This window comes from Lysinibacillus sp. JNUCC 51 (assembly GCF_015999525.1).
Lineage (GTDB): Bacteria > Bacillota > Bacilli > Bacillales_A > Planococcaceae > Lysinibacillus > Lysinibacillus xylanilyticus.
This window is the reverse complement of the sequence record NZ_CP065545.1, coordinates 3918101-3939839: the sequence shown is the minus strand read 5'-3', so window position 1 is coordinate 3939839 and position 21739 is coordinate 3918101. Positions and strand designations below refer to the sequence as shown.

General features: G+C 37.1%; 20 protein-coding genes. 3 read left to right on the top strand and 17 right to left on the bottom strand.

The window, feature by feature from the left end; translation table 11 throughout:
* Positions 1 to 103: 103 nt before the first annotated feature.
* Positions 104 to 2542, bottom strand: a complete 2439-nt coding sequence (recD2, locus tag JNUCC51_RS18955) for an SF1B family DNA helicase RecD2 (RefSeq protein WP_337989278.1) — start codon at positions 2540 to 2542, stop codon at positions 104 to 106.
* 244 nt (positions 2543 to 2786) lie between these two features.
* Here recD2 and hisA point away from each other — a divergent pair, with 244 nt between their 5' ends.
* Positions 2787 to 3554 carry a phosphoribosylformimino-5-aminoimidazole carboxamide ribotide isomerase gene (gene hisA / locus JNUCC51_RS18950; RefSeq protein WP_337989277.1) on the top strand — a complete coding sequence of 256 codons (768 nt, stop codon included), beginning with the start codon at positions 2787 to 2789 and terminating at the stop codon, positions 3552 to 3554.
* A gap of 416 nt (positions 3555 to 3970) precedes the next feature.
* Positions 3971 to 4711 carry a GTP pyrophosphokinase gene (locus JNUCC51_RS18945; RefSeq protein WP_337989276.1) on the top strand — a complete coding sequence of 247 codons (741 nt, stop codon included), beginning with the start codon at positions 3971 to 3973 and terminating at the stop codon, positions 4709 to 4711.
* A 60-nt stretch (positions 4712 to 4771) separates the two neighbouring features.
* Here the strand turns inward: JNUCC51_RS18945 and JNUCC51_RS18940 are convergent, their stop codons facing one another.
* The 4 genes from JNUCC51_RS18940 to cymR form a co-directional block, all read right to left on the bottom strand.
* Positions 4772 to 5431, bottom strand: a complete 660-nt coding sequence (locus JNUCC51_RS18940; RefSeq protein WP_337989275.1) for a tetratricopeptide repeat protein — start codon at positions 5429 to 5431, stop codon at positions 4772 to 4774.
* Positions 5432 to 5513: 82 nt separating this feature from the next.
* Complete coding sequence (gene mnmA, locus JNUCC51_RS18935) at positions 5514 to 6638, bottom strand: tRNA 2-thiouridine(34) synthase MnmA (RefSeq protein WP_049667718.1); 1125 nt, start codon at positions 6636 to 6638, stop codon at positions 5514 to 5516.
* A gap of 54 nt (positions 6639 to 6692) precedes the next feature.
* Complete coding sequence (locus JNUCC51_RS18930) at positions 6693 to 7841, bottom strand: cysteine desulfurase family protein (protein ID WP_337989274.1); 1149 nt, start codon at positions 7839 to 7841, stop codon at positions 6693 to 6695.
* A gap of 78 nt (positions 7842 to 7919) precedes the next feature.
* Positions 7920 to 8339 (bottom strand): cysteine metabolism transcriptional regulator CymR, encoded by a 420-nt coding sequence (cymR, locus tag JNUCC51_RS18925; protein WP_132356936.1) that lies wholly within the window; start codon positions 8337 to 8339, stop codon positions 7920 to 7922.
* Positions 8340 to 8645: 306 nt separating this feature from the next.
* Here cymR and JNUCC51_RS18920 point away from each other — a divergent pair, with 306 nt between their 5' ends.
* On the top strand, positions 8646 to 9935 hold the full coding sequence (locus JNUCC51_RS18920; protein WP_337989273.1) for a replication-associated recombination protein A: 1290 nt from the start codon (positions 8646 to 8648) through the stop codon (positions 9933 to 9935).
* Positions 9936 to 10049: 114 nt separating this feature from the next.
* Here JNUCC51_RS18920 and JNUCC51_RS18915 read toward each other — a convergent pair whose 3' ends face one another.
* The 12 genes from JNUCC51_RS18915 to JNUCC51_RS18860 all read right to left on the bottom strand — a co-directional run bounded on the left by JNUCC51_RS18915 (position 10050) and on the right by JNUCC51_RS18860 (position 21724).
* On the bottom strand, positions 10050 to 10757 hold the full coding sequence (locus JNUCC51_RS18915) for a hypothetical protein (RefSeq protein WP_337989272.1): 708 nt from the start codon (positions 10755 to 10757) through the stop codon (positions 10050 to 10052).
* Positions 10758 to 11172: 415 nt separating this feature from the next.
* On the bottom strand, positions 11173 to 11691 hold the full coding sequence (locus tag JNUCC51_RS18910) for a hypothetical protein (protein ID WP_337989271.1): 519 nt from the start codon (positions 11689 to 11691) through the stop codon (positions 11173 to 11175).
* Between the two features lie 212 nt (positions 11692 to 11903).
* Positions 11904 to 12287, bottom strand: a complete 384-nt coding sequence (locus JNUCC51_RS18905; protein ID WP_337989270.1) for a hypothetical protein — start codon at positions 12285 to 12287, stop codon at positions 11904 to 11906.
* A gap of 273 nt (positions 12288 to 12560) precedes the next feature.
* Entirely contained in the window at positions 12561 to 13322 is a 762-nt protein-coding gene (locus tag JNUCC51_RS18900) for a tRNA threonylcarbamoyladenosine dehydratase (protein WP_049667712.1), read from the bottom strand.
* Between the two features lie 399 nt (positions 13323 to 13721).
* Positions 13722 to 14696, bottom strand: coding sequence for an N-acetylglucosamine kinase (locus tag JNUCC51_RS18895; protein WP_337989269.1), 975 nt, complete (start codon positions 14694 to 14696; stop codon positions 13722 to 13724).
* 342 nt (positions 14697 to 15038) lie between these two features.
* A complete protein-coding gene (locus JNUCC51_RS18890) occupies positions 15039 to 16121 on the bottom strand; it encodes a DUF871 domain-containing protein (RefSeq protein WP_337989268.1) in 1083 nt (360 codons plus the stop codon).
* A gap of 25 nt (positions 16122 to 16146) precedes the next feature.
* Positions 16147 to 17475, bottom strand: a complete 1329-nt coding sequence (locus tag JNUCC51_RS18885; protein WP_337989267.1) for a PTS sugar transporter subunit IIC — start codon at positions 17473 to 17475, stop codon at positions 16147 to 16149.
* Positions 17476 to 17520: 45 nt separating this feature from the next.
* Positions 17521 to 17841, bottom strand: a complete 321-nt coding sequence (locus JNUCC51_RS18880; RefSeq protein ID WP_337989266.1) for a PTS lactose/cellobiose transporter subunit IIA — start codon at positions 17839 to 17841, stop codon at positions 17521 to 17523.
* Positions 17842 to 17853: 12 nt separating this feature from the next.
* Positions 17854 to 18165: a PTS sugar transporter subunit IIB gene (locus JNUCC51_RS18875; RefSeq protein WP_337989265.1), complete on the bottom strand. Its 312-nt coding sequence runs from the start codon at positions 18163 to 18165 to the stop codon at positions 17854 to 17856.
* Positions 18166 to 18525: 360 nt separating this feature from the next.
* Complete coding sequence (locus JNUCC51_RS18870; protein ID WP_337989264.1) at positions 18526 to 19701, bottom strand: GNAT family N-acetyltransferase; 1176 nt, start codon at positions 19699 to 19701, stop codon at positions 18526 to 18528.
* 41 nt (positions 19702 to 19742) lie between these two features.
* Positions 19743 to 21461, bottom strand: a complete 1719-nt coding sequence (gene ptsP, locus JNUCC51_RS18865; protein ID WP_337989263.1) for a phosphoenolpyruvate--protein phosphotransferase — start codon at positions 21459 to 21461, stop codon at positions 19743 to 19745.
* Entirely contained in the window at positions 21455 to 21724 is a 270-nt protein-coding gene (locus JNUCC51_RS18860) for an HPr family phosphocarrier protein (protein ID WP_049667704.1), read from the bottom strand. Before JNUCC51_RS18860 ends, ptsP begins: the two co-directional genes overlap by 7 nt.
* Positions 21725 to 21739: the final 15 nt, after the last annotated feature.

The following is a 21739-nucleotide window of genomic DNA, read 5'->3' as shown; positions in this document are numbered from 1 at the left end:
ACTCGCTGAAATAAAGTTAAAAAAATAGGATAACAAAACCCGATCAATTCGAATTGATCGGGTTTTGTATTTTATATGGCACTTCATAAAATTTTATCAACTATTACTCATCTAAATAATCATAAGGCGATACTCCGTCCATTCCAATCAAAGGATGGATATATGGTTCTGTTTCTACCGTAAGCTTAAAATCAATCTCAATGGATTGTTTTTCATTTTGTAAATCTTCTTTTAATGGAACAGTTTCTGCCTCTACAACTTCCTCCGCAACATTCATTGGATTCAGTCTTGCACGTAGAGACGTAAAGCGCTGTAAATCATCCGTACGCTGTAAGCCATCTGCTAGCACATCAGGCTCACCGCATAAAATCAAGAAATTTTTTGCACGCGTTATACCTGTATATAACAAATTACGTCGCAGCATTTTAGAATATCCTCTTACAACCGGCATTATAACTGTTTGGAACTCAGAGCCTTGCGATTTATGAATTGAACAACAGTAGGCCAGTGTCAATTGATTGAGGTCACTACGTTGATAAGTTACTTCAATACCGTCGAATGACACAACAAGCAAATCTTGTTTCTCAATTGTTTCCTTTGCCTTAATAATACTGATTACCTCACCCATATCACCATTAAAAACATTACTCTCTGGTTGATTAACAAGCTGTAAGACCTTATCCTTTATACGGTAAGTGACATCACCAAAGACGAGCTCTTTTCTAGTACCAGTATCGTTAGGATTAATAAGGTTCTGAATCATTTTATTTAAATTGTCTATTCCTGCGGGACCTTTGTACATTGGTGCTAACACTTGGATATTACGAATTTCTTGACCTTTGGCAACCGCACTTTTCACCACTTGAGTGACAACGTTTGCTACCTGATCTGAGGAGGCTTTAATAAATGAACGGTCAGACGTTTTTAACGTTAGGTCATTTGTGATATTACCACGTTTAATTTGATGAGCAAGTTCAATAATTGTTGAGCCCTCTGCTTGTCGATATACATCTGTTAATTCAACAGTTGGTATTTGCCCGGAAGCCAACAAATCCTTTAACACCTGTCCTGGTCCTACTGGTGGAAGCTGATCTTGATCGCCAACAAATACAACTTGAACATCCTCATGCAAGGATTTTAATAATTGATGCGCGAGCCAAGTATCGACCATCGACATTTCATCTACAATAATGAGTTTCCCTGTAACTTCACGTTCAGTTTCTTCCTCTTTCTCCTGACCGGTAAAGCCTAGCAGTCGATGAATTGTCATTGCTGGAAGTTCTGTTGATTCCGATAAACGCTTGGCAGCACGTCCTGTTGGAGCACATAAAATAATCGGAAATGGCTCTTCTTTTTGTGCGTATTCCTTCGGGTTTAATGATAGTCCGTGTAACTTTGCATACACTTCTACTACACCCCGAACAACAGTTGTTTTACCAGTACCAGGGCCACCAGTTAAAATCATAACAGCTGAGTTTAAAGCTTGCTCAATAGCATTCGCTTGTGTTTCAGCATATGTGACATTGAGCATCTCTTCTGTTTCACCAATCGCTTTGCGTATTTCGTCTTTGCTAAAATGTTCAGCCTTATTGTTACGTTCGATTAAAGCTAATATTTTTGATGCAATTCCCACTTCTGAGAAATATAGAGATGGTAAATATAATCTCGTTTCTTCCCCACAAATTTTACTTTCCTCACGCAATTCGATACAAGCTTTAGAAATGGTCTCAAAAGGAATATCTTCTCGTTGGCTTTGCTCAAGCATATCTTTTACTAGCGGTAAAACATGTTCTGCATCTAAATACACATGCCCGTCCGATAAAGCTGCAGTATTTAGAGTATGTAAAATCGCCGCCTTAATACGGTCTGGATGATTGCCCGTAATCCCTAATTTTGCACCTAGCTCATCGGCACGAAAGAAACCCACACCCTCTACATCCTCAATAAGGCGGTATGGATTTTCAGTTAATATTTCAACTGCCTCTGTTCGGTATGTTTGGTAAATTTTCATGCCAAGCTGTGGTCCGAAACCCCATTCATTAAGTTGAATCATCACTCGTTCTAAGCCTAGATTTTGTTCAATCGTACGATGGATAACCTCTTTTTTTTCAGCAGATAGTCGAGGTACAGCATCAAGCGCATTTGGATCCTCTAAAATAAGACGTAACGCATTCGCCCCGAGCTTTTCTACGATTGTTTCAGCAGTTTTTCTTCCGATTCCAACAAACAAATCACTCGATAAGTAATGAATAATCCCTTGCTCTGTTGCCGGCACTTCTTTTGTAAATGTCTCAATTTGAAATTGCACACCATATTTTGGATGTTGTTTCATCATACCTGTAAAACGATATTGTTCATCCATTTGTAACGGCGGAAAATATCCAACAACTATTATTTCCTTATCCTCATACTGTAAGTTGGTCTCTTGAATTTTCACACGAACTATCGAATACATATTTTGCGCATTATGGAAGATAGAGACGATTGGACGTCCGAGTATAAAAAATTTATTTAGTTCAAATAAATCATGAATCTCTGCCATTTGCGGTTCGCCCTTTCGTATTCATTTCAATCATTATATTTTACCACAGCATACGGTGAAAAATCGTTTAAAAAGAGAATTCACTAAATTTTTATCAACATTATAGCTGACGCTTTGCTTTCGCTACACTAAACATGCTGAAAGAAGTTAAATTTGTATTGATAAATAATATTTCGCGGGTTTTTATCAACCTTTCCATGCTATGATATAGGTGAATTTGTAGCACGGAAGGATTGTGAAACTATTGGAATTTAGACCTTGCATCGATTTACACGATGGCAAAGTAAAACAAATTGTTGGTAGCACACTAGGTCATAAAGATCAAGAAGTTATCGAGAACTTTATTTCAAATCATGACTCTAGTTATTATGCAAAAATGTTTGCCAAGGATCAATTAACAGGCGGTCACGTCATTATGCTAGGTGATGGAAACGAAGAAGCAGCATTAGCAGCATTAGCAACATATCCTCAAGGGTTGCAGGTTGGTGGCGGGATCACCACGGAAAATGCAAAAAAGTATATTGATGCGGGAGCTTCCCACGTAATAGTCACATCATTTATATTCTATGATGGTAAACTCAATTTAGATCGACTAAAACAATTAGTACAGATTATCGGTAAACAGCATCTTGTCATTGATTTAAGCTGCCGTATGCGAGATGGAAAGTGGTTTGTTGTTACTGATAAATGGACAAAGTTTAGTGATTTTGAAGTAAATGCTGAGTCTATTGCATTTATCGAAAATTTCTGTGATGAACTGCTTATTCACGCTGTTGATGTGGAAGGAAAAAAAGGCGGTATGCAGGAAAGCTTAGTGCATGATTTAGCCACTTGGACAACAATTCCAACAACATATGCTGGTGGGGTTCGTTCTTTAGACGACTTAAAGAAATTTGAAAATATCGCCAATGGGAGACTTCATGTTACAATCGGTAGCGCTCTTTCAATTTTTGGTGGAGATTTACCTTATTCAGACGTGGTAAATTATTGCAAAAAAGGCAAGGTATTGTGAAGTTAATATAAAAGGATCATGTTTTTCCTTTTCAAAAAACAAGTTTAAAACGCATTAGAATACGAAGGACAATTCTCTTTCGTTGCATACACAGCTAGATGAAATGCTACTTGAGTTTTCGAAATCTTTAAAATTAACATGTGCTTCTTACGTGAGTAAAAAAAGAGGCCATGTATCGGCATTTGTATTGATTTACAAATATTCGTTGATGAATTTAATAAACAATGCAACTTAAATGCTAAAATTATCGTTTGATGACTAAGGGGACTAAACATCCCCTTTTTTATTGAAACAAGAATACTACATAATTTAGAGCACATATTTCTGTTTAGTAGCTATTTTTGTTAAGCTATTATTTACTGGGATCAGTAATATTTCATTAATGTTATTTGCTAAAAGAAAGGATTTTATAAAGAATGAAAAATGAACTCGAAGCAATCACTTTAAAAAATCTACAGTCAGAAATAACACGTTTCTTTTTAGCCTATAGATTTGCCTTACAAGAAATTGAAACGAAAATAAATATTTTACAAGAAGAGTTTAAGTTAATTCATGAATATAACCCGATAGAGCATATATCAACTCGAGTAAAATCACCAAAAAGTATATTATCGAAGATCCAGAAAAAGAATATTGAGACATCAATTGAAGCGGTTCGTGAAAACATTCGTGATATCGCGGGTGTGCGAATTACATGCTCCTTTGTTGAGGATATTTATAAAGTAAGTGCCATGCTACAGGCGCAAAATGATATTGAAGTTGTGGATGTAAAGGATTATATTAAATCCCCAAAGGAGAATGGCTATCAAAGCTTGCATCTTATTATAAAAATTCCAATTTTCATGTCTGATCATATGGAAAGCGTTTATACAGAAATTCAAATCCGTACAATTGCAATGGACTTCTGGGCTAGCCTTGAACATAAAATCTATTACAAATACAACAAGGAAGTACCCGAACATATACGATTAGAATTGAAGGAAGCTGCCATTCAAGCTGCTGAGCTGGATCGAAAAATGGAACGACTTAATGAAGAAATAAATATTCTAAAAGCGAATGAAGAAGAGACGTCATTAGATGCAATGCCTATTGCTTATTTAGCACAATATCTATCTAAACTACCACTTGATTATTCTTCAGAGGATGATCAAGACTAAACTCAAAATTTAAAAGGATGCCGAAATAATTCTGGCATCCTTTCTCTACTATAAGTTATTTTAGTTAAATCGTTGTGCAATCATATCATAAATATAACGTGCTTGATCGTAATCTGGCTGTAATGTCAAGGCTTGTTTTAGGTGGTACATAGCATCTTCTGTTTGCTCAGTAGATACCGCATATAGTACACCTAAATTATAATGTGCATCTGCGTTATTCCAGTCCTGTTCGATCAAATAGTCTAATTCCTTTTTACCTTCATCGAACATTTCTAGCGCACATAGCACGATGGCATATGCTAGACGAATCTGTGTGTCTTCTGGTGCAAGCTCTGAAGCTCGTTGTAAATATGGCAGTGCAAGCTTTGGATTTTCCATTCGCTCAAAACATTTGCCCATCATATAATACACATCTGCGCCTTCAATTTTATGTTTTAATGCTTGCTCATAAAGCTTTACTGCTTCCGAATATCGTTCCGCATTATAATATAAATTTGCTAAACCATAATAAGCAGTTGCTGCCGTTTCATCAACAGTGATTGCTTTTTGAAAAAAACGCTCTGCTCGCTCAGTATCCTCTAAGACCGCTAAGAGATTTCCGAAGTTCACATATCCAATTGGGTTTTCAGGCTCTGCTTCAATTGCTTGTGTAAAAAGTTGTGCAGCTTCCTCGTAGCGCTTTTCTTGAAACGCTTGAATGCCCTGCTCGTTAAAATCCATTGTTTTCCCTCACCTCTATGTAGCAAAAGACTACCTAAACTCTATACGTTTTAGGAAAGAATATAAGCAGTCTTTACACAAATTAACCTACATATGTTAGTTTTTCATTATTTTTAAAGACTTCGTCGATTGTACCGCCACCTATACATTCTTCACCGTCATATAGTACAACAGCTTGTCCAGGTGTAATCGCACGTACTGGCTCAGCAAACGTAATATGTGTACGTCCATCCTCTAAAATTTCCACTTCTACTGGTGTATCTGTTTGACGATAACGGAATTTTGCAGTGCATGAAAATTTCCCGGGCAATTTTTTTGTCGAAGTATAGTTCATTTTCACAGCAGTCAGTGAAGTAGAAAATAATGAATCATTATTGAAACCTTGTCCAACTAGTAGCACATTGCGCTCCAAATCTTTCCCTAACACGAACCAAGGTTCACCGTCGCCACCAATTCCAAGACCATGACGCTGACCAAGTGTATAGTACATTAATCCATCATGTTGGCCCATTACGACTCCATCCATCGTCTCCATCTTACCAGGTTGAGCTGGTAAAAATTGACTTAAGAATTCTTTGAAATTACGCTCTCCAATAAAGCAAATTCCTGTTGAATCTTTTTTCTTTGCCGTAGCTAACCCAGCTTCCTCAGCAATTTTACGGACTTCTTTTTTCTCAATATGTCCAATTGGGAACATTACATGTGACAATTGTTCCTGTGATAATTGGTTTAAGAAATACGTTTGATCTTTATTATTGTCAATGCCTCGAAGCATTTTAACTTCGCCATCGCCACTACGATCAACTCGAGCATAGTGACCTGTTGCTAAATAATCAGCTCCAAGATCCATCGCATGCTCTAAAAACGCTTTAAATTTAATTTCCTTATTACACATAACATCAGGATTTGGCGTGCGTCCTGCTTTATACTCTTCTAAAAAGTATGTGAAAACCTTATCCCAATATTGTTTTTCAAAATTAACTGCATAGTACGGAATCCCAATTTGATTACATACTTTAATAACATCATCATAGTCTTCTGTAGCTGTACAAACGCCATTTTCGTCTGTATCATCCCAGTTTTTCATAAATATCCCGATTACTTCATATCCTTGTTGTTTTAGCAAATATGCAGCAACCGAAGAATCTACCCCACCCGACATGCCGACTACAACACGAATTTGTGATGGGTCACGTGTTTCTTTCATTTTGGTCACCTTTTCTTTTATTCAAATTCCATTAAATTTACAATTATTAGCAAACTATTTTTTTGCTAGTCTTTTCACAATCGCTGCTGTTTTTTCAGCAGCATGTTGTACATCAGCTTCTGTTAAACCTTGACCGAAGCTAAAGCGGATCGAGTTACGTAATTCCTCTGCCTCTTGTCCAAACATCGCTACTAAAACATGTGATGGATCAATGGAGCCAGCAGTACACGCAGAACCACTCGATACGCAAATACCTGCCATATCAAGATTTACTAGAAATGATTCTACTTCCATACCAGAAAAACTTACATTTATAACGTGTGGGAGCGTATTTTCTAAATCTCCATTCATATGAAATGCTAGATTTTCTTTCGTGAAAACATCCAGCATAATTTGCTTAAAGCGATTGTATAACGCGCGCTTTTCTTCTCGCAACTCATTTGCAATTTGCACTGCAGTCGCAAAACCAATCACTGCAGGCACATTTTCAGTACCCGCACGACGTTTTTTCTCGTGTGCTCCTCCTAATGCATAACTAGTGAATGGTGTCCCTGCTTTTTGGTATAGGAAACCAATACCTTTAGGACCATTAATTTTATGTGCAGAAACACTTAGTAAATCAACATGTAAATCAGCAACATTAATTGACTCTAAACCATATGCCTGAACAGCATCTGTATGGAAAATAGCCTTTTGTTCACGTAACAAATCACCAATTTCAGCAATCGGTTGAATCGTACCAACTTCGTTATTGCCGTACATAATCGTTACTAAAATTGTATCCTCTCTTAATGCATTTCGCACATCTTCTACAGAAACACGTCCATTTTCATCTACCGGCAAATATGTCACATCAAAGCCATCTCGCTCAAGCTTTTCACAAGTATGCAACACCGCGTGATGTTCAATTTGTGTAGTAATGATATGCTTTCCTTCAGCAGCACGGGCATAAACAGTACCAAAAATAGCCGTATTATCGGCCTCTGTTCCACCACTTGTGATAATAATTTCTCCAGGTTGAGCACCAATTGATTGGGCAAGTATATCACGTGCATTATCTAAATATTTGCGTGCCTCTCGACCTATCCCATGAATACTTGATGCATTCCCATAAACCTGTTGCATTGCTGTAGTCATAGCGTCTATTACTTTGTCATTCATTGGTGATGACGCTGCATGATCGAGATAAATATATGAATTCATGATGAAATCTCCTTTTACGAAAAGCGCTAAAGACTCATCTCCCTTTCTCAAGGTAGGGAGATGTGCTTTAGCCTAATTTTAAATATAGAACATATAGCCTTCCGCTACATTTTCCTCGGTATATTGTGCTAAATCTTCAATTGTCGTTGTATCTAATACATTTTTCACAGCATCGCGAATGCGAAGCCATAACTCTCGCTGAGGTGCTTCTTCATTTTCAATACCCTCTACAGGTTGAATTGGACCCTCTAACACGCTAATAACATTAGCCGCTGAAATTTCACTTGGTGGGTTTGCTAGCATATACCCACCATATGCACCGCGTACACTTTTTACTAAGCCTGAATTACGTAATGGTGAAACTAACTGCTCTAAGTATGCCTCAGAAAGATCCTTTTCAGCAGCAATTTTACGTAGTGGAATAGGCCCCTCTCCATAATGCTTTGCTAATTCAATCATAATCGTTAGACCATAACGGCCCTTTGTAGAAATTTTCATTTTATCACCCTCAAATAGTCTAGTCAAAAATACTACCAACAGTATATCATAATCTCCTCTCGAAGAACTCGGAAATACTCTCGGGAGGTTATGATATACTATTAATTGCGCCTTAGTATAATTAGGCAAAATACTATGTAACATTTCATTATAAGCACAAAAAAACATTTAGCAATCAATAATGCCTCGGCATTATTGCGTCGGGGATCGGCTTTGTGCTCTTGTTCAAAGAACTCCTTTCCAATTCCGTGACACCCGCTGAAAAAAGTTAAAAATTATTGAAACTGTTAAAAGGGGGAATTTTTAATGCATAATGAACCACTCGCTTATCGCATGCGTCCTTTAACCCTCGATGAAATTGTAGGACACCAAGATTTTATCGGTCCTAACACCGCTCTTTATAAAATGATCCAAAATGAACATGTTCCATCCATGCTGCTATATGGTGAGCCAGGTATCGGCAAAACGTCAATAGCGAATGCCATAGCAGGAAGCTCGAAGCTCCCCTTTTTTGCGCTTAATGCTACTCGTGCTGGTAAAAAGGACGTCGAGGATATTGTACAGGAAGCTAGAATCTCAGGGAAAGTCCTTCTTTTTTTGGATGAGATTCATCGTTTTAATAAATTACAGCAGGATGCTTTGTTGCCACATGTTGAAAACGGCTCAATCGTATTAATTGGGGCTACGACGGAAAATCCGTACCATGATGTAAATCCCGCTATCCGCTCACGTTGCGGAGAAATATATCAACTTAAACGTTTAACAAAAGACAATATAATTGAGCTTATAAAAAATGCACTTTCTGATGAAAAGCGAGGGCTAGGTAAATATCACTTTGTATTAACAGATCTTCAAATTAATCAAATTTCAGAAGCAGCTAATGGTGACGCACGGAAGGCATTAACTTTGCTTGAATCAATTTATTATGCAAGTGATGAAGTAGATGGTCAAACAATCGCTGCGGATCATATCATTGAGCATCTTGTAGGCAGAATTGGCGTTTATGGTGATAAAAAAGGATCCCATTTTTATAATTTGCTTTCTGCATTACAAAAATCAGTTCGAGGAAGTGATACGAATGCAGCATTGTATTATTTAGCTCATTTATTGGAAACAGGTGATTTAGTAGCTGTTAGTCGACGCTTACTTGTCATGGCTTATGAAGATATAGGCCTTGCCAACCCTGAAGTAGGTCCTCATATGCTGGCTGCTGTACAAGCTGCAGAGCGTTTAGGGCTACCAGAGGCCCGTATTCCGCTTGCAAGTGCTGTTATTGAAATGTGCCTTGCATCAAAATCCAATTCTGCAATTGGTGCTATTGATGCAGCCATTGCCAGCATTCATGCAGGAAAAACAGGCGATATTCCACATCATCTACGCGATGCTCACTATGAAGGGGCAAAAGATTTAGGACATGTAGGCTATCAATATCCCCACAACAGCCCTATCGGAACATTTGGAGGATGGGTAGACCAGCAATATTTACCGGATGAGCTTGTTGGCACAGAATTTTATAAACCTGTTATCGCGGGTGACGAAAAACGGATGGCAGGAATCTACGAAAAGCTTAAATCTTTTCATAAGGATGAAAAGTAATAAGGTTACTGAAAAATATATAATAAAGTTTTTTCACAAAAATAAGGCACTTCAAAGAAGCGCCTTATTTTTTATCTTATTACTTTCAAAAAAACAGGACTGACTACTAAGCAATCATCCTGTAATAGCCGACTTATTTGTTGTATAGCGCTTTTTATAAAATCGGTTCAATGTATCATCTACATTTTTTATCGATGGTAATTTATTCGTTTCTTTCTCCTCTTCGATATCATGTAAATAATGAAGAAAATTGTAGGTTTGATAAAGTAGACTAGCAAATTCCTGAGAGTTCTCCCGTACTTCAGAGCGAATTGCCTTTACAGCAATTGCTTGACCTATAGATTGCTCTCTTGATGGAGAGGTTTGATCATCTACATGATCATCTGAATTTCTATATAATAATATTAATGCCTCATAAACTTCCTGGTTATCACTAAACCGTTCCTTTATCCACTGTAAAATAAATTGTAATAAGACAACAGCATAAATAAGTGACAACCACTCATCTCCAAAGGATTTTTTCGACAAACGTTTAAAGTAATCGTCTTGTGTCACAAGTTCGAATATGATTAAACGAATTGGATACAGGAGCGCATGTTCACAGTTGATATATAATTTTTCTCGATCTTTATACATAGCCAACCAAAAATCCCTTACTAATGAAATAGTTTTTCTAGTCGACAGAGCTAATTGGCATTGGATAAGCTCATGTTCAAGTGTTGACTGTATAAGCTGTCGAAATAGAAGTTCTTCATCCTCTTTTACTAATAAGAGTGGTTTTTCTAATTTCGCCAAATCGATTTCGATACCGTTTATTAACATTGAACGGCCCCCTTCCTATAAATTCTTACAGCATGGAATAAACCTTAGCCATCACTATAACGTAGTATGATTACCGTTACGATTGATACTCAAATCCATTGCGTACGTTTTAACAAACGATGATGAGGCATAAACCTTACACATAGATTTTCAATTTTTTAACTATATTTCGACAAAAATTTATAAATACCTTTTAAGAAAAAAGTCCTTTTTTTAATTTCATACAACAAAATTTTAACACTACCTCTACAGTCTCCTCTCAATAATTTATTAACATAAAAAAATCTGCAAAACTTTAAGAACTGGAAATCCAATACCCCCTCACAATGCAGAGTGCTGTAAGGATTCGTGGATCAACTTCAAAAAGTAAGCAGATTCTAGACTATTATTCTATTTTATAAAAGTGATGATAAAATCATTCCGTAAATTCTTTATCAACAAACACTTTAAATTGTTGCAGACATTGTTTGACTGCACCTTTTTGTTCAAGCACCGCATTTCGTAAAGATGCTGTTTGCTCTTCATTACCTACGACTTCACGATAAAGTTCAAAAATTGCTGATAATAATTGTTCATTCTCTTCCTGGTCAATGCTAGGTAAAGAATAGGCAGCAACCGTTAATAATTGCTCAACTTTTTCAGGTGTTTTTTGTAACTCATTGGATGAATAGTAGGTTGATGCCGCTATAAAGTAGCAAAGCTTTGCACAACAATCTATAAACAAATGCCAATATGTATTGGCACTTGGTAATTCACCCGCTCTATTGTCTAAATACTCTTTATAAAATGTTATAGCTTGTGTATATAAAGGATTTAATTCTCTCATAGCCTTTGGATAATTATTAGATGTATCCAAATAGTCAAATACAATATCATTCATTTTCTCTTGAAGTTTTACAATGTCTAAATGATCACGAATTACTTGAATTTCCATTTTCCCACTCTCCCATGTTGTCATTTGCTTACTGAATGTTTTTCCTACTCCCCTAAGTAGTTCCGCACATCCGTACAAACTTTTTTATTATCAATTGGAATTATTAAAATTATAGCAATAAACCAAATAAAGAAGTGGGCACATGAAAAAAATAAGACAATTTAGTGAATTATTAGCATTTTAAGCACCTAAGACGAACAATTTTGGTAAAATTATATTCTTTGTATATAAACATCAAATAAAGACTGCTCTTTCGTTCGATCAACAATTTCTATAATACTTCCTTGAGTATATTTTTTTATTCTTTTTTGTGGTATATAAAAATAGGCAGTATTTGTAATTAACCACTCGCTAAGTGTTTGTTCATTACCTGTTTGATTTGTCAAAATACGTTTATGTCGAAGTATATCCGCCATTTTGTAAAAACCATCTGATAGCTCGTATGCCGAAACATCAAAATTAAAAATAGGGCTAACAACCTGTCCAACATCAAAAATGTGAATTGTTTGCCCTTCTTCATCGATAGCTAATTCAACTGTGCTAATTTCATCGAATAGATTTAAGCCCCTATATTCCATTTGATAGATTTGCTCCATAATAAAACGCCTCCTTTTAAAGGTTCTACAGCAAATGTTGAAGGAGCCATAATGTGTCTCTTCACCATAAATTGTATAAATAACCCAATAAGTATCGTAGACCCCTTTTTTTCAACGTTCCTATTGTAACATAGAAAAAGTAGCTGTCTTAATTCTAGACAGCTACTTCCATAAAATGGCCCATCAATATAAATGAGGGTGTTTTCTTTCCTCTTTTATTTTTACCGATGAAATTTTTGAATTTCTTTTTAAATTTATCGACATAAAGTTGTATTAGCCCTGTACACGTGTAATTTTTACATCTTTTAAGATTGTATTCACTACCCAGCTGGCAGCAATTAAGCCTGCCACTGAAGGCACAAAGGCATTGGAAGATGGAGGCATTTTCGCTTTACGGATAGCTGCATCCGGTTTTCCGACATGCTCCACGACATCAGGACGAACAACAATAGGACTTTCATCAGAGAACACAACCGTTACTCCTTTATGAATACCATCCTTACGTAATTTTGTACGGATTACTTTAGCCAATGGGTCTGTGTGTGTTTTAGAGATGTCTGCAATTTTGAAACGAGTTGGATCCATTTTATTGGCTGCACCCATGCTAGATATAATTGGAATATTACGCTTTAGACATTCCTTCATAATATGAATTTTATACATCACTGTGTCACTCGCATCAATGACATAATCTATGCCCTGTGCGAAAAATTCCTCATATGTTTCCTCCGTGTAAAACATATGCATATCAATTACTTCACATTCTGGATTAATATCAGCTATACGTTCTTTCATGACACCTGACTTAGATTGTCCTACCGTTGAAAGATAGGCAACTAATTGACGATTAACATTCGTAATATCAACATTATCCTTATCTACTAAAATAATGCGACCAATACCACTTCGTGCACATGCCTCAGCAGCAAATGAACCTACACCACCTACACCAAGAATGGCTACCGTTGTATTTTTTAATTTTTCGAGACCCTCTGTTCCTATTGCGAGCTCGTTACGTGAAAATTGATGTAACATCCTTACACTCTCCGTCTATTGAATTTTTATCACGCTTTAACTGGCAGTCATTTATCTGTACTGAAGACTCCCACCTTAACACTTTAGATAGGTGGGAGATTCACTGCCCGTAAAAGCCCAATTGTTGAAAACTAATAATCCGCGCTAGAAAAAAACCCATCACTGATTACTTTATTAGTAAACCTAGTTAAATACTAAGATAAAATCAAACCTATCTTACATTTTATCACGTTATTCATCAAGTGAAAATTATAACTAAAAAAATTAAGTATTCCTAATCAAAAGTACGTTTTATGTATGTAAAGGGTACTACAATTGATATGTCCACATTGTTCTTGAAGTAGAAAATGTAGGGCAATTGAATAAAGGGTCATTCAATTGCCTTTAGTCTCATCACTTTCATTCCTGTTCATAATTTTTGGAGAATGTTTTCGCAAAATCTGAACCGATCTGAGCATTTATATGCTTAAAAGCTGCAATTACTGCCCCGCCGATTGGTTGTAAGACTGGTGCCATAAATTGCAATGGTATCTCGTCCACTTGTGCGAATTGCTGTAATTTCGGTAAAAAATATGCTTCATTATTAAAAACGCCACCCATCAATACGACAGGGACGTCCCCTTTCTCCCAAGTCATTTGAGAGTAACATGCTTTAATCGCCACATAATGTTTCTTGCAGGCGTCTTCAATGATCTGGATAGCAATCCTATCTCCTTGTTCCGCCACGTCAAAAACATATTTACTTAACGGTGCAATCACTGTCCGAGGATGCTCTTCTCCATAAATACACTCTATTAATTGTGGTACATTTTTTACAGAAAAATAACGTAATACTACATCTGTCAATGCTGTTGGGGCACCTCGCCCATCATAGCTTTGAAAAATAGCCTTCAGCCCTTGAACACCTAAATCATAGCCACTGCCCTCATCATCAAAAAGATAACCCCAGCCACCTACTCTATGAAAATGTTGCTCACGATCGTAGCCCATTGTAATAGCTCCTGTCCCTGCAATTTGCACAATACCTGCCTGTCCAAGTGTGCCTGCATAAAGTGCAATTAGAGCATCATTATCAACAATCACATGTGCTGTATTAGGAACATATTGACGTACTATCGATGCTACAACTTCTTCTGCATGTAGCTCTTTAACTCCAGCCATTCCAGCAAAACAACTATCTATGGCTGCAAATACTTGTGGATTTCGCTGTTGCAAATTTTGTAGTATATCATGAATCGTTGACTTAAAATATTGAATACCCATAGCTGTTGGGTTACTCCGGGTCGTTACTACTTTAGCATAAACATTGCCCAGTTCATCACAAATCACTGCTGACGTTTTCGTTCCACCACCGTCAATCGCTAATACATACATATCTCTTTGCTCCTTTCTTTTCAGTCAATTTCGCCCTGGCTTAATTGTAGTTGTCGCTACCGAAAACATTTTGGTAAATCAAGGTAAAAAAGGATCATCACCAAAACGTGTGGTTGATTTCCGTTCCGACTGGGCGCTTTCCTGGGGGCGTCCGATGAGCCGCTTCGCTTCGCTGCAGGGTCTCATCTGTGACGCTAATCCCCAAGGAGTCGCCCAGTCTCCACTCCAATCAACTTATTTGCATAGTATATGTTTTAACAAATGTCATCCACGACTTTTGGTGATGAACCATAAAAAAGGGATTAAGCACTATCTACTAATGGCTTAATCCCTTCTCTGTAATCATTTCGTAAAGCCAAATGATGCCCAAGGCTGAATATGTGCTAATAAAAATCGCTCTTCTTCTACAACTCTTGCCACAACATTTGTTGATCCGGCATTCGGCATTTCCTTTAAAACAATTTGGAGCTCACCTTTATAACGTACATCTAAATTATTATCGATTGTCACATCGCCCAATTTTAATGGGTGGCTATCATGTGCAGGGAAGTCACCATTTTTATATTTAACACGAGATTGCGTACTACGGATCACATAATCCGAAACATCGCCACGATTAAAATGTGGCTCCTTAAAAAGGATGGCTTCTTCTAAAACAGACGTTTCAATAGACTGCTCAACTTTCAGCTCTAGCTTATGGCGATTTAATTGACCTAACGCACGTATTTCTTCCTCAGAAGCATACATATTGCCGATAATACAATCATCTATTATACCAGTGTGCCATAAATCCTTTGCTTGCACAGTAATTGGCAGATGACGATGCTCTTCTAATGTAGGTAATCCATGCTCTGTTTCTTCCCAAGGTCCGAACATAGCATGTTGTGATGAAATCATGGCTGCTGTACGAATATGATTTGCTTTAAATTGTTGAGATGTTTGTAAAAAATGTTGACGTGATAAACCTGTGAAACGTCTCGGATAAAAATTATGACAGCCAATAATATTATCTTTATTTGGTTGATAGGATAATATATTTTCTACATATTTAGTACCGTTACTAATATTTAATTCTATTTTTAAATTACTTGCATCGAGAGACATAAATGCTTCTTCCTGGCCTGAGAAACCCATATCTAGGCGCAATGCGGCTAAATGATAATGCTCCTTAAAGTAACCAATATCTTTATACGTTAAGCCTAAATCTTCAAAAACAGTTGGTGCAATATCAGCAGAAATTTCAAAACCAAGCTGCTGCGCAAATTTATTTATTTGCTGTAATTTTTGTCGTTCCTGATCGTTATTTAACGACATAAGACATGTAAATATTCGATCAAAACCATTATCATGAGCGAGCTGAACATACCGCTTCATATCTTCTAGTGTACTATGCTGAGGATATAGTGAAATCCCTAATCTTCTCAATTCAAAGACCTCCGTTAGCTCACAATTATACTTCTACTTTTTGATTTTCTAATTTTGTAACTTGCTGTTCTTTTTGAGACTCTGCTTCAGCAGCTCGTAGTTCATTCTGCTTTGCCATTCGGTTTGCCATTGAAATGAACGGTAAATAAATACATACCGCGACTACAATTAAGACAATACTAAGGGCAGCTCCTTGCCAAGATTGAGTTGCTAAGAATCCATTAATAATCGGTGGCGTTGTCCATGGCGGTGAAACCGTAGCTGCTGGCACAAAGCCCCACTTCGTTGCAAAGAAAGCAATAGTTACGTTAACCATTGGTGTCAAAATAAACGGTACAAATAACACTGGATTTAATACGATTGGAAGACCGAAAAGTAATGGTTCATTAATATTGAAAAGCCCTGGTGCCGCCGACAATTTCCCGACGGTATTATATTGCTTATTCTTTCTAGCGAAAATGAAAATGGCAATAATAAGTGCTATTGTCGTACCGGAACCACCCATATTGATGAAAGCATCAAAGAATGGTTTATTTACGATGTATGGCGCTATTTCTCCAGATGAAATTGCTTTTACATTCGCTTCTATAGCTGGTAAATTTATCGTTTGCATAAATGGTTCAATAATGTTGGCACCGTGAACACCTAATGTCCATAAAAACGTAGGAATGAATGCTAAAAGTAAAGCCGCAATCCATGAATTTGTTAAGCCCATAAACGGCTCTTGAACAGCTGAGTAGAATGAACCGACAATATCAGGAATATCAAAGCCTGCAGAAATAATTGTACGAACTAGAGCAAATAAACCAATTGTAATAATAGCCGGTAATAATGCGGCGAAAGATTTTGAAACAGCCGGTGGTACTCCATTCGGCATTTTAATTAGCAGCTTAGGATTGCCAGTTAACTTACAAAATAATTCAGTTGACAGCAACGCAATAATAATGGCAATAAATATACCACCTGTACCTGTCGTTAACCCTGTTAATCCACCTTCACCAAATGTACCAAAAGTCAGATAAGTTGAAAGACTGATTACACCGGCAGAAAGCCCATCCTTGTCGTAACTTTTTGCGAGATTATAAGCAATTGTGAAAGCTAATAACAGAGAGATGATTCCAAATGTTGCTCCCCAAATATTGCCGCCCCACTGTGTCCAAGTTTCATGCTTCCAGATGGCATCGAGCGCATTTTGGTAGAATTTGATAGGCAAATTATTAATAAGAACCGCAAGTGACCCGACAATTGTCAATGGCATGATTGTAATAAATCCATCTCGAATGGCAACTAAATGACGCTGATTCCCTACTCTAGCTGCGACTGGTACAAATTTTTCTTCTAAAAAACGGAACATTTCACACACTCCCTTTACTTTTTATTGTGACATCAAGGTTTGATGCTATTCCCCTTTGATTCGTTCATACAACTCAATCATTTCAGTTGCTAAATCACGAAACGTAATGGCATTCATTAAATGATCCTGCGCGTGAATTAACAGCATTGATACTTCTACTTTTTCTCCCCTTGCCTCTTGTGATAATAGAGCCGTCTGAGAATGATGCGCTTCAATCAATGCATCATTAGCTAACTGTATTTTTTCCTTTGCTTCTTGAATCTGTCCACTTTTTGCTAGCTGGATAGCCTCCATACATTCACTTCTCGTATTACCACTGTGCACAATCAGTCCCATAATGGATTCCATTAAAACTGCTTCTTCCATTTCGTCGCCCCCTTAACCAATCAACTGTAACGCCTGCTTTAAAACATTTTCACCATTCATCATGCCGTAATCCGCCATATTGATGACATCAATCGGAAAATTCATTGCCTCATATTTTTTTTCAAATGTCCCTTTTAAGTAACGGACTTGTGGACCTAGTAACAGCACATCCGCCGTTTTAGCAGCTAATACTTTGTCAACCTCACCTTCAGCAATCGCATAAATATCTGCCTCAATGTTTTGTTCTTGTGCCGCTTTTTGCATCTTTGACACTAGTAAACTAGTACTCATACCCGCCACGCACACTAGCATAATGTTTTTCATAAAAACACTCCTTTTTGATTAAGTTCGTCTTTCTAACTACCTTTATTTTTATGATCTTTTAACTATGAAATCGCTTTCTTAAGATGAGAATAGCATTAATTGGTATATACCACAATATACTTTTTAATCCATTTCCTTCCTCATAAAAAGACTTTTAAAATTGGGCTATAGCTCTGCTACAGTCTACTGAATGGATTCGAACAACTGGTATAGTCCAGAAAAAAGTTCAAAAAAATTTAAATTTTTAGAATAAATTGCGTTCATATTCACTTTTCAATACATCAATTTTGCCTCGACATTTTCGTAGCTGTCGCTTTGCTTTCGCCACAGATAAACAATGCGTCCAGAAATGGAAAAAAGTTAAAAGTATTCATAGAATGCTGGTTTATTAGTGGGTAACGCTTGTTGCCATCGATCAATTACGTCTTCAGTCAATTGTTTATTTGCATACAAGACCGTATCCTTTACAGAAAGATAGCCAACCATCATCGCTGAAAAAAGATTAATTGGTAATGTTAACATATGCATTTTTGGGATAGAATTTGTCTCAATTACCGAGACGTCTCCACTTTTATTTATTTTATATGCGTGCTCATTCCAACTACAAAATGCATCTTCAATTTGAATATATAACGGCTCCAGAATATCGCCCCACGGATAATGTTGCATAAACCTTAAAGCATCTACTATTCTTACCATCACATCCTGAACAACTTCCTTTTTAAACTGTGGTTCTTTAAAATAGAAGCCAAATTGATGGTTGTTAGAAGTAACTCCTTTAATGCTACCTACACTCGCCGCATGAGACGTTATAAAACGCCAAATCGCTTGTTCAGCAAGTAAATCCTCTGCTATAAAATCATGAATCTCAAATGTTCCATCCTGAATGATATAGCGAATATAACCTGCAATTTTATCATCCTTAAAATATGCCGCAAAATGACTATCAGGCATCCTTCTCTCTATTCTTTTCCACCAAGCATCATCTCGAAGCATACTTCCATTATTAAAGATCGACTGGACATTATGATAATCCTTAATCGCCTGAAAAAGATCACGATCTGGCCATTCGAAGCTCATACGTCTCACTTCGTCCAGCTGCTTTCCGAAAGAAGGAAACATCGATTGCGGAATAGTGTAACATAGCTTTTCAAAAAATAATTCCCAGCCAAAGTAACGATAAAAGGACACGGAAAATGGTGCTAATACAGAAATGCTCTGCCCATTCTCTCGCATTTTCTTTAGTGCATCTGTCATAAGATTTTTGATAATACCTTGTTGCCGATATTCAGGATATGTTGCAACAAAACCAATTCCGCCCATCTTATAATTTTCACCATGAATGGTCATATTAAGTGGCAATATTAATAGCTGTCCAACTACTTTATGTTCATCGTAAGCACCCAATGTTGTGCTATGCTCAACCCAATAATGAAAATCATCGCGCCGCGCACCTGTATACTTATTAGGAAAACAATAATCTCTTAATTGATGTACCTGTAAATAATCTTTTGGTGGGATTATTTTTATTTCCATATGCAGGATCACCCCTTTTCGGTACTGAATATTCGTGCAATTTAAGATAAACTTAAAAGATTATTTTTCACATATTCCTCGACCTCCGAGGCTGTGGATAGCTGTAAAATGCGTTCATTATGTGGCATTAGCTGCTGTTTAGAAAGCTTAGCGATATGTGCACGAGTCTTTAAAATAGAGGAGGCACTCATGGAAAACTCATTTAATCCAAATCCTAGTAATATCGGTAACGCTATTTCATCCGCTGCCATTTCACCACACATACCTACCCATTTCCCATGATGCTGTGCCGCATCGATGACATTTTTTATTAGTCTTAAAACAGCGGGATGGTATGGTTGATATAAATAAGAAACATTTTCGTTCATGCGATCCGCTGCTAACGTGTATTGGATTAAATCATTTGTACCAATTGAGAAAAAATCTACTTCCTTTGCAAATAAATCTGCAATGATGGCTGCCGACGGAATTTCAATCATCATTCCTACTTCTAGCGTTTCAGATATAGGATACCCATCACTTGTCAAACTTTGTTTTTCTTCAAGCAATATAGCCTTCGCCATCTTAAATTCATCCAATGTAGCAATCATCGGAAACATAATTTTCAAATTGCCGTAAGCGCTTGCTTTTAATAATGCGCGAATCTGTACACGAAACATTTCTTGTTGCGTTAAACTAATTCGAATTGCTCGATAGCCAAGAAAAGGGTTCATCTCATCAGCAAGTTTTAAATACGGTAGATTTTTATCGCCGCCAATATCTAATGTTCGAACAATCGTTGGCTTGCCTTGCATTTTTTCAAGTACGCTTTTATATGCTTGAAACTGCTCCTCCTCAGTAGGTAACTCCTGTCGTTCCATATATAAAAACTCCGTACGAAACAGGCCTATACCATCTCCACCAGCATTAATGACCATATCCGCATCTTCAGGGTTACCTATATTCCCTGCAATTTCTACTGAAAATCCATCCGCACTCAAACTTGGTAATGAACGATACTGAAGAAGTTCTTCATTCTCTTTATTGTGTAAATGTTGTTGCTGCATATAAAAGCTAGATACTTCCGGTGTAGCGTTGACAATAATCTTGCCATTTGTCCCATCTAAAATAATCGGTGCTCCATGTTGAATATTTTCCGTGGCATTTTTCGTCCCGACTACCGCTGGAATCTCTATTGTCCGTGCGAGAATAGCAGAATGAGATGTTTTGCCACCAATATCCGTTACAAATCCCTTTACATACGTTGTGTCTAACATCGCAGTCATGGACGGTGTTAAATCTTTAGCAACAATAATAACATCAGAGGTTAAACGATTCATATCCACCATTTCAACCCCTAACAAATGGGCTAACACTCGTTTAGACACATCTCGAATATCTGCAACTCGCTCCTGCATATAGACGTTATCTAACCCTTCAAACAAATCAATGAACATATTTGATACTTCGTCTAATGCAAATTCAGCATTCACCCCTGATTGAATTTTCGCTTCAATAGACGCTAACATTTCCGGATCCTCTAGTACTAATAGATGTGCAGCAAAAATGGCCGCCTTTTCAGCACCAAATTTCTGCAAAGCGATATCATGGATTTCTTGCAGTTCCGCTTTCGTTTTTACAATAGCTGCCTTGAATCTTTCTAGTTCAGCATGTACATCAGTAATCTTAACTTCTTCAATAGTTAAATCCGGTTCCTTTAAACAATACGCATTTGCAAAGGCAATACCTCGGGAAACAGCGATTCCTTGAATTTCTAACATTCCTCACCAATTCCTTTTGAAACCATAACTTCTGTTATTGTTTGAAAAAGCTTCTCGGCATCAGGTCCCTCTGCGGAAATTTCTACAATACTTCCTGGCGCTACTCCTTGTGCCATAACGCCCATAATTGATTTTAAATTAACCGATTTCTCTTTATACGTTAACTGAACGTCACACTCAAACGGTGTTACAGCCGTTACCAGTAATGCTGCTGGTCTAGCATGTAGTCCCTCTGGCGCTGTAATTTTAAACATTTTCTTCATCGATATCCCTCCGCA

Excerpts from the sequence above, each read along its gene's own strand:
- JNUCC51_RS18915 (WP_337989272.1), bottom strand. The coding sequence starts at position 10,757 with ATGTTAATAAACGGTATCGAAATCGATTTGGCGAAATTAGAAAAACCA.
- JNUCC51_RS18885 (WP_337989267.1), bottom strand. The coding sequence starts at position 17,475 with ATGTTCCGTTTTTTAGAAGAAAAATTTGTACCAGTCGCAGCTAGAGTA.
- JNUCC51_RS18870 (WP_337989264.1), bottom strand. The coding sequence starts at position 19,701 with ATGGAAATAAAAATAATCCCACCAAAAGATTATTTACAGGTACATCAA.
- JNUCC51_RS18900 (WP_049667712.1), bottom strand. The coding sequence starts at position 13,322 with ATGTTACATCAATTTTCACGTAACGAGCTCGCAATAGGAACAGAGGGT.
- JNUCC51_RS18945 (WP_337989276.1), top strand. The coding sequence starts at position 3,971 with ATGAAAAATGAACTCGAAGCAATCACTTTAAAAAATCTACAGTCAGAA.
- JNUCC51_RS18895 (WP_337989269.1), bottom strand. The coding sequence starts at position 14,696 with ATGTATGTATTAGCGATTGACGGTGGTGGAACGAAAACGTCAGCAGTG.
- JNUCC51_RS18920 (WP_337989273.1), top strand. The coding sequence starts at position 8,646 with ATGCATAATGAACCACTCGCTTATCGCATGCGTCCTTTAACCCTCGAT.
- JNUCC51_RS18940 (WP_337989275.1), bottom strand. The coding sequence starts at position 5,431 with ATGGATTTTAACGAGCAGGGCATTCAAGCGTTTCAAGAAAAGCGCTAC.
- JNUCC51_RS18930 (WP_337989274.1), bottom strand. The coding sequence starts at position 7,841 with ATGAATTCATATATTTATCTCGATCATGCAGCGTCATCACCAATGAAT.
- ptsP (WP_337989263.1), bottom strand. The coding sequence starts at position 21,461 with ATGTTAGAAATTCAAGGAATCGCTGTTTCCCGAGGTATTGCCTTTGCA.
- JNUCC51_RS18905 (WP_337989270.1), bottom strand. The coding sequence starts at position 12,287 with ATGGAGCAAATCTATCAAATGGAATATAGGGGCTTAAATCTATTCGAT.
- JNUCC51_RS18880 (WP_337989266.1), bottom strand. The coding sequence starts at position 17,841 with ATGGAAGAAGCAGTTTTAATGGAATCCATTATGGGACTGATTGTGCAC.
- mnmA (WP_049667718.1), bottom strand. The coding sequence starts at position 6,638 with ATGAAAGAAACACGTGACCCATCACAAATTCGTGTTGTAGTCGGCATG.
- cymR (WP_132356936.1), bottom strand. The coding sequence starts at position 8,339 with ATGAAAATTTCTACAAAGGGCCGTTATGGTCTAACGATTATGATTGAA.
- recD2 (WP_337989278.1), bottom strand. The coding sequence starts at position 2,542 with ATGGCAGAGATTCATGATTTATTTGAACTAAATAAATTTTTTATACTC.
- JNUCC51_RS18860 (WP_049667704.1), bottom strand. The coding sequence starts at position 21,724 with ATGAAGAAAATGTTTAAAATTACAGCGCCAGAGGGACTACATGCTAGA.
- JNUCC51_RS18875 (WP_337989265.1), bottom strand. The coding sequence starts at position 18,165 with ATGAAAAACATTATGCTAGTGTGCGTGGCGGGTATGAGTACTAGTTTA.
- JNUCC51_RS18910 (WP_337989271.1), bottom strand. The coding sequence starts at position 11,691 with ATGGAAATTCAAGTAATTCGTGATCATTTAGACATTGTAAAACTTCAA.